The following is a 17,526-nucleotide window of genomic DNA, read 5'->3' as shown; positions in this document are numbered from 1 at the left end:
TGTCTATCAGGCCCGGCCGAGGATCCGCGCCAGATCAACGTTCGGCCGCCCGCCGAGCGGACCGTCGCCCTCGACCAGGTGCTCACCGAGAAAGCGCAGCGCGGCCTCGTCGTCGTCGATGCCGCCGGCCTCGTGGCCGTTGTACCGCCACACCGCCAGCTCGGTCGGGCCGGCGTGCGCGTTGACGGCGGCGTAGACCGTCGACGGCGGCACGATGTCGTCCATCAACGCCACCGAGTACCGCGCCGGCCGGCGGCAGCGCCGGGCGAAGTTGACCCCGTCGACGTACGCGAGAGTGGTCAGCACCCGCTCCTCGGCGTCCCGGTGGATCGCCAGGTAGTCGCGGATCTCCTGGTACGGGCGGGTGTCGGTGGCGACCACCGCACGCGGGATGTCGCAGAGGAACGGCACGAACGCCACCACCGCCCGCAGGCCGGGTGCCAGCGCGCCGGCCGCGAGCGCCAGCCCGCCGCCCTGGCTGTGCCCGAGCACCGCCACGCGGGTCGGGTCGACCACCGGCAGGGTCCGGACGGCGTCCACCGCCCGGACCGCGTCGGTGATCAGTCGCCGGTAGTAGTACGTGCGCGGGTCGGTAATGCCCCGGGTGACCACCCCGGGCGCCTCCGGTCCGGCGGCGCCCGGGTCCGGGGTGTCGCCCCGGCTCCAGCCCGAACCCTGCCCCCGGGTGTCCATCTGCAGGTGCGCGAACCCGGCCGACGCCCAGAGCAGGTTCTCCAGCGGGTGCCCCCGCCCACCGCCGTAACCGGCGTACTGGACCAGGGTCGGCAGCGCCGTGCCGGCCCCACGGGGCACCCGCAGCCAGGCCCGCACGGGCTGGCCGGCGAAGCCCGCGAAGGTCACGTCGAGCACGTCGATGCCGGCCAGTCCGCTCGCCACGGGCTCGGCCCGGACCGGCCAGCCGGCGTCCCGGGCCTCGGCCAGGGTGCCGGCCCAGAACTGGTCGAAGTCCGCGGGCTCCCGCACCGCGCTGCGGTAGCCGCGTAGCTGCTCCTCGGGCAGGTCGGTGTACACGAGGCGCTCAGACGGTCGGGTGGACGGTGAACAGCGGATGCATCCGTCGGGTGTGGTCCACGTGTCGTGCCGGTCCGGTCAGCGCGACCGCCGCCACCAGCCGGGGTTGCGTGCTGGACGAGGCGAGGCGCAGCTCCACCGTCCCCGGCTCGATCACCCGGCGGCCGTCCCGCCCGGTGAACGACAGCAGATCGGCCGGCACGCTCACCTCGATCCGGCAACCCGCGCCGGCGTCCAGCGGCACCCGCAGATAGCCGATCAACCGCTGCACCGGCTGCACCACCGAGGCCACCGGGTCGTGCGCGTAGAGCTGCACCACCTCGCTGCCCCACCGGTCGCCGCTGTTGCGCAGCGTGAAGGCCAGCCGCAGCTCGCCGTCAGTCTCCGCCACCGCCTGTTCGACCGTCAGCTCCGACCAGTCGAACCGGGTGTAGCTGAGCCCGTGCCCGAAGCCGTACGCCGGGGTGGGGTCAAGGTTGGAGACGTCGGTGGCATGCCCCAGCCGGGCGGCGAGGTAGGTGGTGGGCTGGCCGCCTGGGCTGCGCGGCACGCTGACCGGCAGCCGCCCCTGCGGCTCGACCCGGCCGCTGAGCAGCCCGGCGATCGCCGAGGGCCCCTCCTCGCCGGGGAAGAAGGACTGCACGATGGCCGCGGCCTCGTCGACCGCCCGGCCCAGCGCGTACGGCCGGCCGGCGATCAGGGTGACCACCACCGGCGTGCCGGTGTCCAGCAGCGCGTCCAGCAGGTGCTGCTGCGCCCCGGGCAGGGCCAGCGACTCGGCGTCGCAGCCCTCGCCGCTGGTGCCCTGACCGAACAGTCCGGCCCGGTCGCCGAGCGCCACGATCACCACGTCGGCGCCCCGGGCCGCCTCGACGGCCGCGACGACACCGCTGGTGTCCGGGTCGTCGATGCCCACACCGATCTCGACGACGACCTCGCTCGCCGGGAACTCGCCGGCCAGCGCCTGTGCCAGGGTGGGCAGCTCGATGCCGACCGGCAGCTCCGGGTGGCGGGACCCGACGTGCACCGGGAACGAGTAGCAGCCGAGTGCCGCCGTTGGACTCGCGGCCTGCGGGCCGATCACGGCGATCCGCGCCGGTCCGGCGAGCGGCAGGGTGCCGTCGTTGCGCAGCAGCACGATCGCCTGCTCGGCCACCTCCCGGGCGAGCGCCCGGTTCGCCGGCGAGTCCAGGTCGATGGTGCCGCGTACGGCGTCGGGGTTGGAGACGTCGATGCCGTCGAGCGCCGGCGGCACCGGGTTCCAGTCCGCGTCGAGGAGCCCGAGCTGCGCCTTCTGCAGCAGCACCCGGCGCACCGCCCGGTCCACCAGCGCCTCGGGCACCTGCCCGGCGGCGATCGCCTCCCGCAGCGGCAGGCCGAACGTCTTCACCGTGGGCAGCTCGACGTCCACCCCGGCGGCGAGCGCGGCACCGGCCGCCTCGCCCCAACTGCCGGCCACGCCGTGCAGGGTGTGCAGGAAGGCGATGCCGAAGTAGTCGGCGACCACCGTGCCGGTGAACCCCCAGGTGTCTCGGAGCAGGCCGGTGAGCAGCTCCTCGTCGGCCGCCGACGGTATCCCGTCGGTGTCGGTGTAGGCGTGCATCACCGATCGCGCGCCGCTCTCCCGGACCGCCATCTCAAACGGCAGCAGCATCACGTCCGCCCGCTCCCGGGGACCCATGCCGACCGGCGCGTGGTTGCGCCCGGCCCGGGAGGCGGAGTAACCGACGAAGTGCTTGAGGGTGGCCACCACTCCCGTGGACTCCAACCCCTGGATGTACGCGGTGGCGACCGTACCGACCAGGTACGGGTCCTCGCCCACGGTCTCCTCGACCCGTCCCCAGCGGGCGTCGCGGACCACGTCGAGCACCGGCGCGAGCCCCTGGTGCACACCGAGGCGGCGCAGGTCGGCGCCGATCGAGGCGGCCATCCGCCGGATCAGGACCGGGTTGAAGGTGGCTCCCCAGGACAGCGGCACCGGGTACGCGGTCGCGCCCCAGGTCGCGAAGCCGGCCAGACACTCCTCGTGGGCCAGCGCGGGGATCCCGAAGCGGTTGGCGGCGGTGATCCGTTGCTGGGTCCGCAGCAACGACAGCGCGCCGAGCGCCGGGTCGACCGGTGCGGTGCCGAACGGTCGGGTCAGCTGGCCGAGCCCGGTCTCCAGCAGCGCGTCGAGGTCGACCGGCTCCTCCATCTCGTGCTGGTAGGGCGCGACCTCACCGCCGTCGGCGGAGGCCCCGACCCACACGCCGTAGAGCTGCGAAATCTTCTCCGCCAGGGTCATGGCGGCGACCAGGGCGTCGACACGGGTGGTCAACTCCTGTGTCGGGTCGTTCCAGGTCGCGGTGCTTTGTTCGATGTCCAGCGTCACGTTGTCGGTCACTTTCCTCCGACGCCCATCGGCCCCCGTACGAGGGCCCGCCGGGCGAACAGGTAGACGGTTATGCGGTGTTTCGCCACTCTGCGCGTACCGGTGCTGCTCAGCCCTTCACCGCACCCTGCAGGCCACCGACGATCTGCTTCTCGGCGAAGGTGAAGAAGAGAAGTGCCGGCAGCATCGCCAGCGAGGTGAACGCGAGGATTCCCGCGGTGTCGGAGGTGTACTGGCTGGAGAAGTTCTGCACGCCCAGCGGCAGGGTGTGCAGGTCGGCGTCGCCGAGCACGAGCAGCGGCAGGAGGAAGGCGTTCCAGCTCGCCACGAACGCGAGGACCCCGACGGTGACCAGCGCGGGCCGGGACAGCGGAAGCATGACGCGCCAGAGGAAACCGAGCCGGCCCGCGCCGTCGATCGCCGCGGCGTCCTCCAACTCGCGGGGTACGGCGGCGAGGAACGGACGCAGGATCACGATCGTGAGCGGCAGCGAGAAGGCGACCTGCGGGAGGATCACCGCGTAGTAGGAGTTGATCAGGTTGAGGTCACGCAGCATCAGATAGAGCGGCAGGATCGCCGCCCCGGCCGGGAAGAGCAGGCCGAGGGTGAAGAAGGTGTAGAGCGCCTCCCGGCCGCGGAAGCTGTAGCGGGCGAGCACGAACGCGGCGCAGACGCCGAGCAGCACGACGGCGAGCGTCGTACCCAGGGCGATCACCGCGCTGTTGAAGGCCTGCTGCCAGAAGTCGCTCCGCGTCAGCACCCTGGCGTAGTTGTCCCACACCCACGGGTCGGGCAGCCCGGCCGGGTCCGCGATGATGTTTGGAGTGGTGCGGAAGCCCCCAACGATCACGTAGACCACCGGGGCGATGGAGACGGCGGCGATCGCGAGGGCCAGCCCGTAGGTCAGCGGACTGCCCCACGAGAACGGACGGCGGTGCGGCGACGAGGGGGACGTCAGCGCGTTCTCGGTCACGGTCAGTTCCTCCTTCCGGTGACGGCGCCCTCGATGTCGCGACGGAGGAGAAAGCGCTGGAACAGCAGCGCCGCGATGAAGGAGATGACGAACAGGATCACGGCCACCGCGTTGCCGTAGCCCCAGAGCCGGGCGAAGAAGCCGTTGTCCACCATGTAGGTGGCCATGGTGGCCGAGGCGCCGAGCGACCGGACCGCGGGCACCGAGGTCACCCAGATCACGTCGAAGACCTGCAACGAGCCGATCATCGACAGGAACATCCAGATCCGGATCGTCGGCCCGAGCAGCGGGAGCGTGACGTGGCGCTGGGTCTGCCACCAGCTCGCGCCGTCGATCGCGGCGGCCTCGGTCAGCTCGGGCGGCACGTTCGACAGTCCGGCGAGCAGGAGAATGATCGCGAAGCCGACGTACTTCCAGGTGAGGACGACCAGCAGCGTCCAGATGACGATGTCGAGGTCGGCGAGCCACGCCTGCACCAGGCTGCCCAGGCCGATCTGCCGCAGCAGCACGTCGATGGTCCCGCCGCCGGTGAGGATCAACTTCCACATGATGCCGACGGTGACTTCGGCGAGGACGTACGGCACGAACACCAGGAGCCGGAACACGGTGCGGCCGCGGAAGCGACGGTTGAGCAGCAGGGCCACGGCCAGGGCGATGGGGCCCTGGAGCAGCAGCGACCCGAACACGATGATGGCGTTGTTGCGCAGAGCGTCCAGGAAGATCGGGTCCTGGAAGGCGAGGATGTAGTTGTTGAGTCCGACGAACTCGGTGGGCGGCCCGACTCCGCGCCAGCGGAAGAGGCTGTAGTAGACCGCGAAGCCCATCGGCACCAGCACGAACATCACGTAGACGGCGACCGCCGGCGTGGTGAGCCCGATGATCTCGTACCACTTGCGTCTGGTCTCGGCAGCGCGGGACGACGGGCGTCGGGCGGCCGGGGGGCCCGCCGGCGGCGCGGACGCGCCGCCGACGGGGCTCAGGGTCGGGTTGGTGGAGGTCACTTCTTCGCGGCCGCCTTCATCGCCTCGACGACCTTCTCAGGAGTGCCGTTGCCGGCGAAAATGGCGATGACAGCGTCGTTCATCGCGTTGCCGATGGTGCTGCCGAAGGCCGTGTCCAGCCAGAGCTGCACATACGTCGCACCCGAGGTGGCCTCCAGGATGGACTTCAGGGAGGGGTCGGCCACGCCGGCCTCCGCACCCTTGGCTACGGGCAGGCCGGTGCCGGTCCCGGCAAAGCCCTTCTGCACCTCGGGGCTCACGATGTACTTGAGGAACTCGACGCACTCGGCCGGGGCGTTCTTGGCGCAGGCGAACCCGTCGCCGCCGCCGAGGGCCGCCTTCGGGTCACCGGCGGAGCCGGCGATCGCCGGTACGGGGAACCAGCCGAGGAACTTCGTGAGCGCTTTCGGGTCCTCGGCGACGGTCTCCAGGGTGCCCCTGTTCCAGTCGCCCATCAGCTCCATCGCGGCCTTGCCGTTGGCGACCAGCCCGTTGGCGCTGGTCGGGTCGTTCTGGCCCGGCGTCGCGATGAAGTTCGGCTGGAACGGGTTGGTGCCGATGAAGTTCTTCAGGTCCTGGCCCGCCTTGACGAAGCACGGGTCGTCGAAGACCAAGTCGACGGACGCCTTCTTGAGCGTGTCTACCGAGCAGGCACGCAGCGCGAAGTTGTACCACCAGTGCGCGGCGGGCCACTTGTCACCGGCGCCCAGCGCGATCGGGATGACGTTGATGGCCTTGAGCTTCGCGACCGCCTGGTTGAGCTCCTCGAAAGTGGTCGGAGGAGCGGAGATGCCCGCTTTCGCGAACATGTCCTTGTTGTACCAGATGCCCTCGATTCCCATCCGGTACGGCAGGCCGTACTGCTTGCCGTCCACCTGCCAGATCTCGGTCGCGCTGCCGATGTTGGCGACCTCGTCCTTGACCTGATCGGTGACGTCCTTGAGGTAGTCGGCCTCGACCTGCTCACGCATCTCGCCGCCGCCCCACGCCTGGAAGATGTCCGGCGGGTCGCTGCTCAGCAGCGCGGCGGGGAGCCGGGTGCGCTGGAGCTGGTTGGTCTCGATTCCCTCGATCTGGATCGTGACGGTCGGGTGCAGTGCGGAGAAGTCCTTCGCGACCTTCTCCCAGTAGGTCTTGCCAGGCCCGTCCTGGGAGGCGTTGTGCCACCAGGTCAGGGTCACCGGATTCTTGTAAAGCTCGTTCTCGTCGGGTGCCTCGCTGTCGCCGCCGTTACACCCGGCGACGAGCAGTGCGGTGGTCATCAACAGCGCCAGGGTGGCGCCCGCGCGGTGCTTCATCGCCATCGACACGTCTCCTCGACTAGCAGTGGCGGTACTTAGGTGCGGCGAGTTTTACAGTCCCGTAACGGGGTGTCAACCGTTGTCGATAACGTTTTCTACCCCTCGCGACGAGTCCCAGGTGGCCCACTATCATCGTCGGCGTGACCTTCCCCGAGCGTGTCAAGATGTCGGACGTGGCCCGTACGGCCGGCGTCTCGGTGGCGACCGTGTCGAAGGTCGTCAACGGTCGCTACGGCGTGGCGCAGGCGACCGTGGAGCGCGTCCGGGAGGTCATCCACCAGCTCGGCTACGAGGCCAGCCTGGGAGCGCAGAGCCTGCGCAGCCACCGGACGAACGTCCTGGGCATCCTGGTCGCCGAGTTCGAGCCGTTCTCGACCGAACTGCTCAAGGGCGCGTCGAAGGAGGTCGCCGGCACCGGCTACCAGCTGCTGGCCTACTCCGGCGGCGACGGCGACGGCACGGCCGTCGGCTGGGAGCGGCGCTCGCTGGCCCGCCTGTCCGGGACGCTCATCGACGGGGCCGTGATCGTCACGCCGACGGTGGTCGAGACCAAGCAGGGCTTCCATGTCGTGGCCGTCGACCCCCACACCGGCCCGTCGGGGCTGCCCACCGTCGACTCCGACAACTTCGCCGGCGCGGTGCTCGCGACCAACTATCTGCTGTCGCTCGGTCACCGCCGCATCGGCCACATCAGCGGTCGCCCCGACCTCGAGTCGGCGCGCCTTCGCGAGGCCGGCTTCCGCCAGGCCATGGCCGACGCGGACGTCGCGGTCGACGAACGACTCGTCCGCGTCGGCGGTTTCCGGGTCGAGAGCGCCGCCGCCACGGCCGCGGAACTGCTGGCACGGCCCGACCGGCCAACCGCCGTCTTCGCCGGCAACGACCTCTCCGCGATCGCCACGATGGACGTCGCCCGGACCATGGGCCTCACGGTGCCCGACGACCTGTCCGTGATCGGCTTCGACAACATCCCCGAGTCGGCGCTGGTCACCCCGCAGCTCACCACGATCGCGCAACCCCTGCAACGCATGGGCGCCGAGGCGATGCGGCTGCTCATCGACCTCGTCGGCGGCGTCGAACGCGACCCGCACGTCCGGCTGCCGACCGAACTGGTCGTCCGGTCTTCCTGCGCCCCGTACACGCCCTCCCCCGGGCCCGATCGGCCGCCGTCGGCCGCCGGTGCGGCAAGCGGCTGAGCGGCGCGGTCCCGGGTGCTGCGCCGGGCCCGGCGACGCGCCGGCCCGTGCCGATCAGCCGCACTTCCGGGAATTCTCCGCAACTTCCCGGAACAGGGCGGCGATGCGCCCTGTCGCCAGCCCCCGGTCCGTGCGGCAGGATGACCGATGGGACGGGCACGCTGCTCCGGGGCATCCCGGTGCCGGCGTCCGGCCCGCCCCGAAAGAACAAAGGAGACGCGGGTGGACGCGGACGACGGACGCAGGGTCACCATCAGCGCCATCGCGCGAGAGGCCGGAGTCTCGGTGCCGACCGTGTCCCGGGTGCTCAACGGCCGCTCGGACGTGGCCCCCGGCACCCGGGAACGGGTCGAGGAGCTGCTGCGCCACCACGGCTACCGGCGTCGCGCCAGCCGCACGGTGCAGCCCGCCGGCCTGGTCGACCTGGTCTTCAACGACCTGGACAGCCCCTGGGCCGTGGAGATCATCCGCGGAGTCGAGGACGTCGGGCACGCCGCCGGCGTGGGCACCGTGGTCTCCGCGATACACCGACAGTCCACCGCCGCCCGGCAGTGGCTGCAGAACCTGCGTGCCCGGGCCACCGACGGCGTCATCTTCGTGACCTCGCACGTCAGCCCGCCGCTCTACGCCCAGCTGCGGCGGCTCAACGTGCCCGTGGTGGTGGTCGACCCGGCCGGTGTGCCCGCCATCGACGTACCGACCATAGGAGCCACCAACTGGGCCGGCGGGCTCGCCGCGACCGAGCACCTGCTCTCGCTCGGGCACCGGCGGATCGGGTTCGTGGCCGGGCCGACGCACCTGCTGTGCAGCCGAGCCCGGCTGGACGGCTACCGGGCCGGGCTGGAGGTCGCCGGCCTGCCGCTGGAGGAACACCTGCTCCGACCCGGCGACTTCTACCACGCGTCCGGCTTCGCCGCCGGGTCCTCGCTGCTGGACCTCGACGAGCCACCGACGGCGATCTTCGCGGCGAGCGACCAGATGGCGTTCGGCGTCTACGAGGCGATCCGGCAACGCGGCCTGCTGGTCCCGGGCGACGTCAGCGTGGTCGGCTTCGACGACCTGCCCGAGGCGCGGTGGGCGTCGCCGCCACTGACCACTGTGCGGCAACCGCTGGTCGAGATGGGTCGACTGGCCGCGCGGACCGTCCTGCGGCTCGCCCAGGGCGAGGCCATCGACTCCCCCCGGGTGGAACTCGCCACCGAGCTGGTGGTCCGCGACAGCACGACCGCGCCGCCGGTCGGGTCGTCGCGGGCGTCGTGACGGCCGACCCGCACCCGACGGGCGGCCCGAGCGCTTCCAGCCCGGGCCCGATAATTCCGGAGAAATCCGGCCGCAACCACCGGTGATCACCTCGTCGAACCGCCGGCAGCGCCGCGCCGGCCGGATCGGTTCCCGGTCGGCGCGGCGCGGAGGTGAGCTGTCAGCGGTGGTGGTGCCGCAGGGCCTTGCGGATGTCGACCGGTAGCGCGGGCGCGCCGTCGACGGGCGCCGGGTCCTCCTCGGTCGGGGCCACTCCCCCCGCCGCGATCCGGTCGAGCGTGGCCAGCCCGGCCCGGTCCACCGAGCCGAAGACGGTGTAGTTCGGCCGCAGCGCCGAGTCGGCGTAGACCAGGAAGAACTGGCTGCCGTTGGTGTCCGGGCCGGCGTTGGCCATGGCGAGCGTGCCCCGGGCGTAGAGGCGGCGCTCGCCCGTCGGGTCGGTGGGCGCCGGCGGCAGGTCGGTCGGCAGCTCGTCGGCGTAGCGGTAGCCGGGCCCGCCCGAACCGGTTCCGGACGGATCCCCGCACTGCAGCACGCTGAGCGTGGGGTACGCGGTGAGCCGGTGGCAGGATGTCCGGTCGTAGAAGTGCTTGCGGACCAGGTGCAGGAAGCTCTGCACCGTGCACGGCGCGGCCGCCCGGTCCAGGGTCATCCCGATCGGCCCGTGGTTGGTCGCCAGCGTCACCCGGACCGTTCCCCGGTCCGGCGTACGCCGCGGGTCGGGCGGCAGTGGCACCGGCCGGGCAGCCGGCTCGTCGGGCGTCTCGGTGTACGCGCACGGGCCGTGCGTGGTGCGCGGCGGGCGGGTGGCGGCATCGGTGGCGGCCGACGGCGCGGCGGAGGCGGTCACCGCGTCGACGGTCGGGCGCGGTGCGGCGACGGCGGCGGCGGACGCGCCGGCGACCAGCGCGCCGGCGAGCACCGTCACCCCCGCGAGGCGGTTCAGCGCGCGCACCGACCGGCGGGGTGCCGCCACGCCGGACCGCGGTTCGAGTTCACTCGACAAGGGATCCTCCTGGACTCGTGGTGCCAGAAAGACCGGAGTCTATGGATGTCGAGGCTGGTTGTCGATCCGTCAGGGCAACTGGCGGCGGCGCCACCACAGCAGCCCGCCCAGCAGCAGCACGCCGGCGCCGCTCAGCGCGGTCACCGACCAGAGCCACCCCGACCCGGAGCGCACCGGACCGTGGGCCGCCGCCGGCCGGGGCGTACCGGGCTCGGCCAGCTCGGATGGCGCGGCCGACGGGGTGGCCATCAACTCGCCCGGCTCGACCAGCCGGCCGACGGCGGCGTCGCGGGGCAGCGTGAAGCCCCAGTCCAACAGGGCCGCACCCTGCTCCCAGCCGCGCATCGGCGCCGGCTCGGCGCCCAGCAGGGTCACCACCAGCCGCCGCCCGTCACGCTGCGCCGCCCCGACGTAGGTGTGCCGGGCCAGATCGGTGAAGCCCGTCTTGCCGCCGAGCGCGCCCGGGTACCGGTAGATGAGCTGGTTCTCGTTCTGGATCTGGAAACCCTTGGTGCGCTGCGCCGGCTGGGCCGGGATCTGCGTCTGCTCGGTGAGCGCGTACCGGCGGAAGTTCGGCTCGGCGAAGCAGGCCCGGGCGATCAGCGCCAGGTCGTACGCACTGGTGAACTGCCCCCTGCCGTCCAGCCCGGAGGCGGTGACCGCGTGCGTCTGAAGTGCGCCGAGCCGGTGCGCCTGCTCGTTCATGGCGCGTACCCCGCCGGCCGCGCCGTCCGCCCCGCCGCCCAGCCGGGCCAGCACGTTCGCCGCCTCGTTGCCGGAGTTGAGCAGCAACCCCAGCCAGACCGTCTCGATGGTGTACCGGCCGCCCTCGACCAGGCCGACGGCGGAGGACCCGGGCTCGATGTCCATGTCCGCCGCGGTGACGGTGACCGTCTGCTTCGGATCCAGCCGGGGCAGCATCGTGGCCGCCAGCAGCAGCTTCTGCACGCTGGCCGGGGTGCCGTACTCGTGCGGGCCGCAGCCACCGAGCACCTGGCCGGTGTCCAGGTCGGCGACCAGCCACGAGGTGGCGGTGACCGCCGGTGGCGCGCCGACGCTGGCCGGCACGACCAGGCCGCTGGTGGCCAGCCCGGCGCCGCCGACCACCTGTTGCTCCGGCACGGCGGGCGGAGGCGAGGGCCGGGGCGGCCGGGACACCGCAGGCGCCGGCGCCCTGGGGCACCGCACGGTCGTCGCGGCGGCGGCGCTCGCGGCGGCGGTGACCGGCGCCGGAGCGAGCAGGGCGGCGGACGCCGTGACCGCCAGCAGCGCAGCTCTCATAGGCCCGACCCTAGCCAACAAGATCGCCCGTTGGGACCGGTTGGCCGGCCGACCATGTGGTAGCGCCCCGATCGCTCAGGTAGTCGTGCAGCGCGGCGCTTCCCCGCAGCCGACGCAGGCTGCGGGCGTACAGCTCCTGCTCACGGCGGCCCAGCTCGGCACGGACCCGCTGGGCGCTGCCGGTGGTGCGCAGCTCGGCCAGCACCGCCGTGATGATGTCGAACGGGTACGCGCCCCGGCGCAGCAGCGCGACCACCTGCGCGGCGCGTAACTCGGCCTCGTCGTACACCCGGTACTTCGTGCCCGGCGTGCGGCCCGGCCGGAGCAGGCCGCGCTGCTCCCACAGCCGTAGCTGCGAGGTCCGGACCCCGACCAGGGCGGCGACCTCACCGATGCGGGCGCCGCGGCGTGGCGCCGGTCGGGTCGCCGCGGGGCTGGCCAGCACGGTCTCGAAGGCGCCGAGCACCCGGCGAATCTCGGCGCGCTCCCGGTCCAGCTCGGCGTGGCCGCCGTCGAGCGCCGCCAGGGCCGCCGGCAGGTCACCCCGGTGCACCGCCGCCATGATCTCCCGGGTACGGCTCCAGCCGTGCCCCTCGGCCAGTCGCCGCGCCACGGTCAGCGCCCGGGCGTGCTCGGTGGTGAAGATCCGATAGCCGCTCGGGGTGCGCCGGACCGGCGGCAGCACGCCCACCTCGACGTAGTTGCGCACCTGCTGCACCGAGATCCCGACGGTGGCGGCCAGGTCCACCGCCCGCAGGCGGTCCTTCGGTGCGGTGTCCACGCCCGCCACCGTACCGCTTGCGACGTGATTTGAGACTTTGCGGGTTGTTCCGACGCTGGTCCCGGCGGAATCTCGGCAAAAGCCTCTACGAGTAAATGAATGAGACAATGTAATCCGTCAGCCCGGCGGGACTGTCCCCGCCACCATCTCGTGAAGGGTTCGCATGTCGCAGCCAGCATGGTCCGTCGCCGACAGCCACGACATGATCGAGGTCCGCGGAGCGCGGGAGAACAACCTCGCCAGCGTCTCGGTCGACATCCCCAAGCGCCGGTTGACCGTCTTCACCGGTGTCTCCGGCTCGGGCAAGTCGTCGCTCGTCTTCGGCACCATCGCCGCCGAGTCCCAGCGCCTGATCAACGAGACCTACAGCGCCTTCCTCCAGTCGTTCATGCCCAACCTCAACCGGCCGGACGTCGACTCGCTGCGCAACCTCGGCGCGGCCATCGTGGTCGACCAGGAGCGGATGGGCGTCAACTCCCGCTCCACCGTGGGCACCGCCACCGACGCGTACGCCATGCTGCGGATCGTCTTCAGCCGGCTCGGCCAACCGTCGGTGGGCGGCGCGGGGGCGTTCAGCTTCAACCTGGCCGAGGGGATGTGCCCGACCTGCGAAGGGCTGGGCCGGGTCTCCGACCTCGACGTGAACGAGCTGGTGGACGTCGAGCGCTCGCTCAACGACGGCGCGATCACGGTGCCCAACTTCGCGGTCGACTCCTGGTACTGGCAGACCATCGTCGGGTCGGGTTTGTTCGACCCGGACGTCAAGCTCCAGGACTACACCCCGGAGCAGTGGCAGGACTTCCTCTACAAGCCGGCCACGAAGATCAAGATGGGCAGCAACAACCGGACGTACGAGGGCCTGGCGGTCAAGGTCAAGCGGCTCTACCTCGCCAAGGACCGCGAGTCGATGCAGGGGCACATCCGGGCCTTCGTCGATCGGGCGGTCACCTTCACCACCTGCGCGGCCTGCGACGGCACCCGGCTCAACGCGGCGGCCCTGTCCTCGCGGATCGCCGGCCGCAACATCGCGGACTGCTCGGCCATGCAGATCAGCGACCTGGCCGAGTTCGTCCGGGCGGTCGACGACCCGGCGGTGGCGCCGCTGATCGCCAACCTGCGGGACCTGCTGGACTCGCTGGTCGAGATCGGGCTGGGCTACCTCAGCCTGGACCGCGAGTCGGCCACCCTCTCCGGCGGTGAGGCGCAGCGGGTGAAGATGGTCCGCCACCTCGGCTCCAGCCTCTCCGACGTCACGTACGTCTTCGACGAGCCGACCGTCGGCCTGCACCCGCACGACATCGCCCGGATGAACGACCTGCTGTTGCGGCTGCGGGACAAGGGCAACACCGTGCTGGTGGTCGAGCACAAGCCGGAGACCATCGCCATCGCCGACCACGTGGTCGACCTCGGGCCGGGCGCCGGCACCGACGGCGGCCGGATCTGCTTCACCGGCGACGTTCCCGGCCTGCGCCGCTCCGGTACGCTCACCGGCCGGCACCTGGACCACCGGGTGACCCTGCGCGACGAGGTACGCCCACCGACCGGGCAGCTCGCCATCCGTTACGCCGACCTGCACAACCTGCGCGACGTGGACGTGGACATCCCGCTCGGGGTGCTCACCGTCGTCACCGGCGTGGCCGGCTCCGGCAAGAGCTCACTGATCCACGGGTCGTTGCGCGGCCGGGCCGGGGTGGTGATCGTGGACCAGTCCCCGATCCGCGGGTCGCGACGCAGCAACCCGGCCACCTACAGCGGGCTGCTCGACCCGATCCGTGCCGCCTTCGCCAAGGCCAACGGGGTCAAGGCGGCGCTGTTCAGCGCCAACTCCGAGGGCGCCTGCCCGGCCTGCAAAGGGATCGGACTGATCTACACGGACCTGGCGATGATGGCCGGCGTCGCGAGCGTCTGCGAGCGGTGCGAGGGCCGGCGGTTCACCGACGAGGTGCTCACGTACAGGCTGCGCGGCAAGAACATCAGCGAGGTGCTAGCCATGTCGGTCACCGAGGCGCACGCGTTCTTTCCCAGCGGGCCGGCGCACCTCATCCTCGGCCGGCTGGTCGACGTCGGGCTGGGCTACCTCAGCCTCGGCCAGCCGCTGACCACCCTCTCCGGCGGAGAGCGGCAACGGCTCAAGCTCGCCATCCACTTGGCGGAGAAGACCAGCACGTACGTGCTCGACGAGCCGACCACCGGCCTGCACCTGGCCGACGTGGACCAACTGCTGGCCCTGCTGGACCGGATGGTCGACGCCGGCAACACGGTGATCGTCATCGAGCACCACCAGGCGGTCATGGCGCACGCGGACTGGCTCATCGACCTGGGACCGGGCGCCGGACACGACGGCGGGCGGATCGTCTTCACCGGCACACCGGCCGAACTGGTCGCCCGGGGCGACACGCTCACCGCCGACCAAATGCGCGAGTACGTCACCGAGCCGACGATGATCACCCAGGGATAGAGCCGGCGTTGCGGGTGGGCGCGTGTGGCGGCGGTGGTCAGGCGATCCGGCGCAGCCAGCGCCGCTGCCACGGGGTCTCCACCGCCTTCGGGTGGTAGCCCGCCCGCACCCACGGCACCGCCCGGTCGGCCGGCAGGCCGTCGAGGATCGCCAGCGCGGCCAACGCCGTACCGGTACGCCCCACCCCGCCCCGGCAGGCCACCTCCACCCGCTCACCGTCGTGCGCCCGGCGCAGCGTCGCCCGCAGGGCGTCGAGCGCGTCCGCCCGATCGAGGGGGACCCAGAAGTCGGGCCACCGGATCCGCCGGTGCGCCCAGGCCGGCTCCGGGCCGGGCGCCAACAGCAGAGCGAAGTCGGCGGGTGAGTCGACCTCCGCTGCGATGCGCCGTCCGCGCACCGCCGCGCCGCTGGGCAGGACGAGCACACCCGACTGCTGGGACCAGGGCTGATCGACAGTCACCCCAGCATTGTGCCGCCACCGGCATCTGACCATCGCCCGCCGGCCGATCAGCGGGCACAGACAGCGCCGCCCCCGGCCGTGGGCCGGGGGCGGCGTTGGTGTCGGTGTGCAGGTCGCCTCTCGGCGAGTGGCGCGACGCGGCTCCAGCCAAACGGTATTCCGCGACGGCAATATTAGGTGAGGCCCGGGGACACTGAGTCACACCGACACTGTCCACAACCAGCCGACGCCCCACACCATTCCCTGGCCCGCACCCACCCTGATCCAGTCATGGACATGCCGCTGGCCGGCACCCGAGGTGGGGTGCCGGCCAGCGGTCGATGTCATGCGGTGGGTCAGCTGTTCCAGTACTGGGCGACCAGGTCGGCAGCCTGCTGCTCCCACTGGGCGTAGGCGTCGGGGTAGGCCGAGACCTGCACGGTCTGCGCGGCGTCGGTCAACGCCATGTCCTGCCACCCGTCAACCTGCTTCAACCCCTTGAGGAACGCGGTCGTCGAGTACTGCGGGTCGGTGATTTGCTCCGGCGTACCCCAACCCGAGCTCGGGCGCTGCTGGAACAGGCCCAGCGAGTCGTGGTCGTTCATGTCGCCGAGGTGACCCAGGTTCTCCAACTTCGACTCCTGCAGGCTGGTGGCGATCGAGATGACCGCGGCCCGCTCAGGCAGATCGGCCTTCTTCGTCGCGGCGATGATCGCCTTGACGTTCGCAACCTGCTCGTCGTTCAGGTCGATGCGCGACTGCGCACCCTGGGTGCCGTGCGGGATCAGCTTGCCCATGTCGGGCTTGTCCGCCTGCACCGCCACGGCAACCGGCTTGGCGTCCACGGTCGGGGTGCCAGCGTGGGCGATCGGACCGGCGAACACACCACCGGCGAACGCGAGACCAGCAACGGACAGCATGCTCTTACGAATGATCGTGTTCATGAGGGTGAGCTCCTTCAGGGGGTAGACACCCACCGCTAAAGGGGAACGGCGTGCGGGTGCAAGCACCTCGTCCGGCGCTTTCGACAACACAGGGGGAAAGTCTTTCGGCGGCCTACGGGCGGGGGCCTCGTGGCGCCGGGACCGTGTGTAACGACCGCCGGGCCGGGGTCATTCCGGGGTTGGCCCATCCGTCGACACCCGGTAGATCAGGTGCTGGTGCGGTCGCTCAGGGAGTCTGCAACGACCGGGCACCCGCGGGCATTCCAACCCGCCGGCCTGGCTGCCATCCCAACCCTCAGGGCCGGTGGTGCTGCGATCGTCAGGGTGTGTAACGACCCCCGGCCCGCCACGATTCCACCCGAGGGATGCAGCCGGTCACAGGTCAGACACCCCGATACCGGACATCCGGCACGAGATCGCCGAGCGTTCCGGATTCGGATGGGCCGGTTGGGGCGTTCCGCGCAGCCGAGTCGATCAAACCCCGGGCAAGGCGAGTCGGGGCGAGGTAGTCAATGAGCGGTATACCTCAGAGGGCATATCTATGACTCACAGGTATACCGCTCACAACACTGACCGCCCGGCACGGTGGCCTGGCGCGCATCCGCCGCAAGGACCGAGCGGTACCCGGCGACCAGCGACAATATGGGCTTCCGGCGCCCAGCGCAGGATCACGGCTGACCATCCCGCGGCAGCACCGACAGAATCATTCGCCGCAGTGGTCGGTCGGCGCCTCAGGTGCCCAGGTAGCGGAGCACGGCGAGGATCCGGCGGCTGTAGCCGGCGACGTGGGCGAGGTCGAGCTTGTCGAAGATGGCGTTAACGTGCTTCTCCACCGCGCTCTGCGACACGTGCAGCCGCTCGGCGATGGCGGCGTTCGTGTGTCCCTGGGCCATCTCGTGCAGCACGTCCCGTTCGCGCGGGGTCAGCCGACCGAACGGGTCCGGCCGATCGGAGCCGGCCACCACCTGACGGACCACCTCCGGGTCGAGCGCGGTGCCTCCGGCGGCGACCCGGTCCAGTGCGTCGAGGAAGTCGTCGACCTGGGCCACCCGGTCCTTGAGCAGATAGCCGACCCCCTCGGGGCGGTCCGCGAGCAGCCGGCCGGCGTACCGTCGCTCCACGTACTGCGAAAGCACCAGGACGGCCGTGGTGGGCCAGCGCCGGCGGATCTCCAGGGCGGCGCGCAGCCCGTCGTCGGTGTGCGTGGGCGGCATCCGGACGTCGGTGACGACCACGTCGGGACGGGACCGCTCGACCGCCTCGACCAGTTCGTCGGCGGTGCCGACCGCCGCGACCACCTCGTGGTCCTCCTCGGCGAGCAGGCGTGCCAGACCCTCCCGGAGCAGCGTCGAGTCTTCGGCGAGGACTAGCCGCACATTAGCTCCGCCACCACCGTGGTCGGGCCGCCGGCCGGGCCGGTCACCCGTGAACGGCCGTCCAGTGCGGCGACCCGTCGGGCCAGCCCCGACAAGCCTCGCCCGGT

The 17,526-nt window shown here is 71.6% G+C and carries 14 protein-coding genes; 3 read left to right on the top strand and 11 right to left on the bottom strand.

Annotated features, from left to right (window positions below; translation table 11 throughout):
• Positions 1 to 6: 6 nt before the first annotated feature.
• The 5 genes from BUS84_RS05410 to BUS84_RS05390 form a co-directional block, all read right to left on the bottom strand.
• Positions 7 to 1,032: an acetylxylan esterase gene (locus BUS84_RS05410; RefSeq protein ID WP_084757226.1), complete on the bottom strand. Its 1,026-nt coding sequence runs from the start codon at positions 1,030 to 1,032 to the stop codon at positions 7 to 9.
• A gap of 7 nt (positions 1,033 to 1,039) precedes the next feature.
• On the bottom strand, positions 1,040 to 3,415 hold the full coding sequence (locus BUS84_RS05405; RefSeq protein WP_074309253.1) for a beta-xylosidase/alpha-l-arabinosidase: 2,376 nt from the start codon (positions 3,413 to 3,415) through the stop codon (positions 1,040 to 1,042).
• A 97-nt stretch (positions 3,416 to 3,512) separates the two neighbouring features.
• Positions 3,513 to 4,376, bottom strand: coding sequence for a carbohydrate ABC transporter permease (locus BUS84_RS05400; RefSeq protein WP_425293425.1), 864 nt, complete (start codon positions 4,374 to 4,376; stop codon positions 3,513 to 3,515).
• A gap of 2 nt (positions 4,377 to 4,378) precedes the next feature.
• Positions 4,379 to 5,377, bottom strand: coding sequence for a carbohydrate ABC transporter permease (locus tag BUS84_RS05395; protein WP_074309251.1), 999 nt, complete (start codon positions 5,375 to 5,377; stop codon positions 4,379 to 4,381).
• A complete protein-coding gene (locus tag BUS84_RS05390; protein ID WP_074312148.1) occupies positions 5,374 to 6,681 on the bottom strand; it encodes an ABC transporter substrate-binding protein in 1,308 nt (435 codons plus the stop codon). Before BUS84_RS05390 ends, BUS84_RS05395 begins: the two co-directional genes overlap by 4 nt.
• Before the next feature lie 137 nt (positions 6,682 to 6,818).
• Between BUS84_RS05390 and BUS84_RS05385 the strand changes: the two genes are divergently transcribed.
• Both BUS84_RS05385 and BUS84_RS05380 read left to right on the top strand, forming a co-directional pair.
• On the top strand, positions 6,819 to 7,874 hold the full coding sequence (locus BUS84_RS05385; RefSeq protein ID WP_074309249.1) for a LacI family DNA-binding transcriptional regulator: 1,056 nt from the start codon (positions 6,819 to 6,821) through the stop codon (positions 7,872 to 7,874).
• Between the two features lie 222 nt (positions 7,875 to 8,096).
• Positions 8,097 to 9,134, top strand: a complete 1,038-nt coding sequence (locus BUS84_RS05380) for a LacI family DNA-binding transcriptional regulator (RefSeq protein ID WP_074309247.1) — start codon at positions 8,097 to 8,099, stop codon at positions 9,132 to 9,134.
• Positions 9,135 to 9,294: 160 nt separating this feature from the next.
• Here BUS84_RS05380 and BUS84_RS05375 read toward each other — a convergent pair whose 3' ends face one another.
• The 3 genes from BUS84_RS05375 to BUS84_RS05365 form a co-directional block, all read right to left on the bottom strand.
• A complete protein-coding gene (locus BUS84_RS05375) occupies positions 9,295 to 10,140 on the bottom strand; it encodes a peptidylprolyl isomerase (protein ID WP_074309245.1) in 846 nt (281 codons plus the stop codon).
• Positions 10,141 to 10,209: 69 nt separating this feature from the next.
• Positions 10,210 to 11,421: a D-alanyl-D-alanine carboxypeptidase family protein gene (locus tag BUS84_RS05370; protein WP_074309243.1), complete on the bottom strand. Its 1,212-nt coding sequence runs from the start codon at positions 11,419 to 11,421 to the stop codon at positions 10,210 to 10,212.
• A 10-nt stretch (positions 11,422 to 11,431) separates the two neighbouring features.
• The gene (locus tag BUS84_RS05365; protein ID WP_074309241.1) at positions 11,432 to 12,202 is read right to left on the bottom strand and encodes a MerR family transcriptional regulator; all 771 of its coding nucleotides are present in this window, start codon (positions 12,200 to 12,202) and stop codon (positions 11,432 to 11,434) included.
• Between the two features lie 163 nt (positions 12,203 to 12,365).
• Here BUS84_RS05365 and BUS84_RS05360 point away from each other — a divergent pair, with 163 nt between their 5' ends.
• Complete coding sequence (locus BUS84_RS05360; protein ID WP_074309239.1) at positions 12,366 to 14,660, top strand: ATP-binding cassette domain-containing protein; 2,295 nt, start codon at positions 12,366 to 12,368, stop codon at positions 14,658 to 14,660.
• A gap of 37 nt (positions 14,661 to 14,697) precedes the next feature.
• On the opposite strand, the gene BUS84_RS05355 is transcribed toward BUS84_RS05360, so the two are convergent.
• The 3 genes from BUS84_RS05355 to BUS84_RS05345 form a co-directional block, all read right to left on the bottom strand.
• Positions 14,698 to 15,120: a protein-tyrosine phosphatase family protein gene (locus BUS84_RS05355; RefSeq protein WP_208869529.1), complete on the bottom strand. Its 423-nt coding sequence runs from the start codon at positions 15,118 to 15,120 to the stop codon at positions 14,698 to 14,700.
• 335 nt (positions 15,121 to 15,455) lie between these two features.
• Positions 15,456 to 16,043: a hypothetical protein gene (locus BUS84_RS05350; RefSeq protein WP_074312146.1), complete on the bottom strand. Its 588-nt coding sequence runs from the start codon at positions 16,041 to 16,043 to the stop codon at positions 15,456 to 15,458.
• A 731-nt stretch (positions 16,044 to 16,774) separates the two neighbouring features.
• On the bottom strand, positions 16,775 to 17,419 hold the full coding sequence (locus BUS84_RS05345) for a response regulator (RefSeq protein WP_074309234.1): 645 nt from the start codon (positions 17,417 to 17,419) through the stop codon (positions 16,775 to 16,777).
• Positions 17,420 to 17,526: the final 107 nt, after the last annotated feature.

Origin of the sequence: Micromonospora cremea (assembly GCF_900143515.1) — a bacterium.
In the GTDB taxonomy this organism is placed as follows: Bacteria; Actinomycetota; Actinomycetes; order Mycobacteriales; family Micromonosporaceae; genus Micromonospora; species Micromonospora cremea.
This window is presented reverse-complemented; position numbering and strand designations above follow the sequence as displayed.

What these genes read in the sequence shown, in the direction of transcription:
- BUS84_RS05390 (WP_074312148.1), bottom strand. Translation starts at nt 6,681, where the DNA reads ATGGCGATGAAGCACCGCGCGGGCGCCACCCTGGCGCTGTTGATGACC.
- BUS84_RS05370 (WP_074309243.1), bottom strand. Translation starts at nt 11,421, where the DNA reads ATGAGAGCTGCGCTGCTGGCGGTCACGGCGTCCGCCGCCCTGCTCGCT.
- BUS84_RS05360 (WP_074309239.1), top strand. Translation starts at nt 12,366, where the DNA reads ATGTCGCAGCCAGCATGGTCCGTCGCCGACAGCCACGACATGATCGAG.
- BUS84_RS05350 (WP_074312146.1), bottom strand. Translation starts at nt 16,043, where the DNA reads ATGAACACGATCATTCGTAAGAGCATGCTGTCCGTTGCTGGTCTCGCG.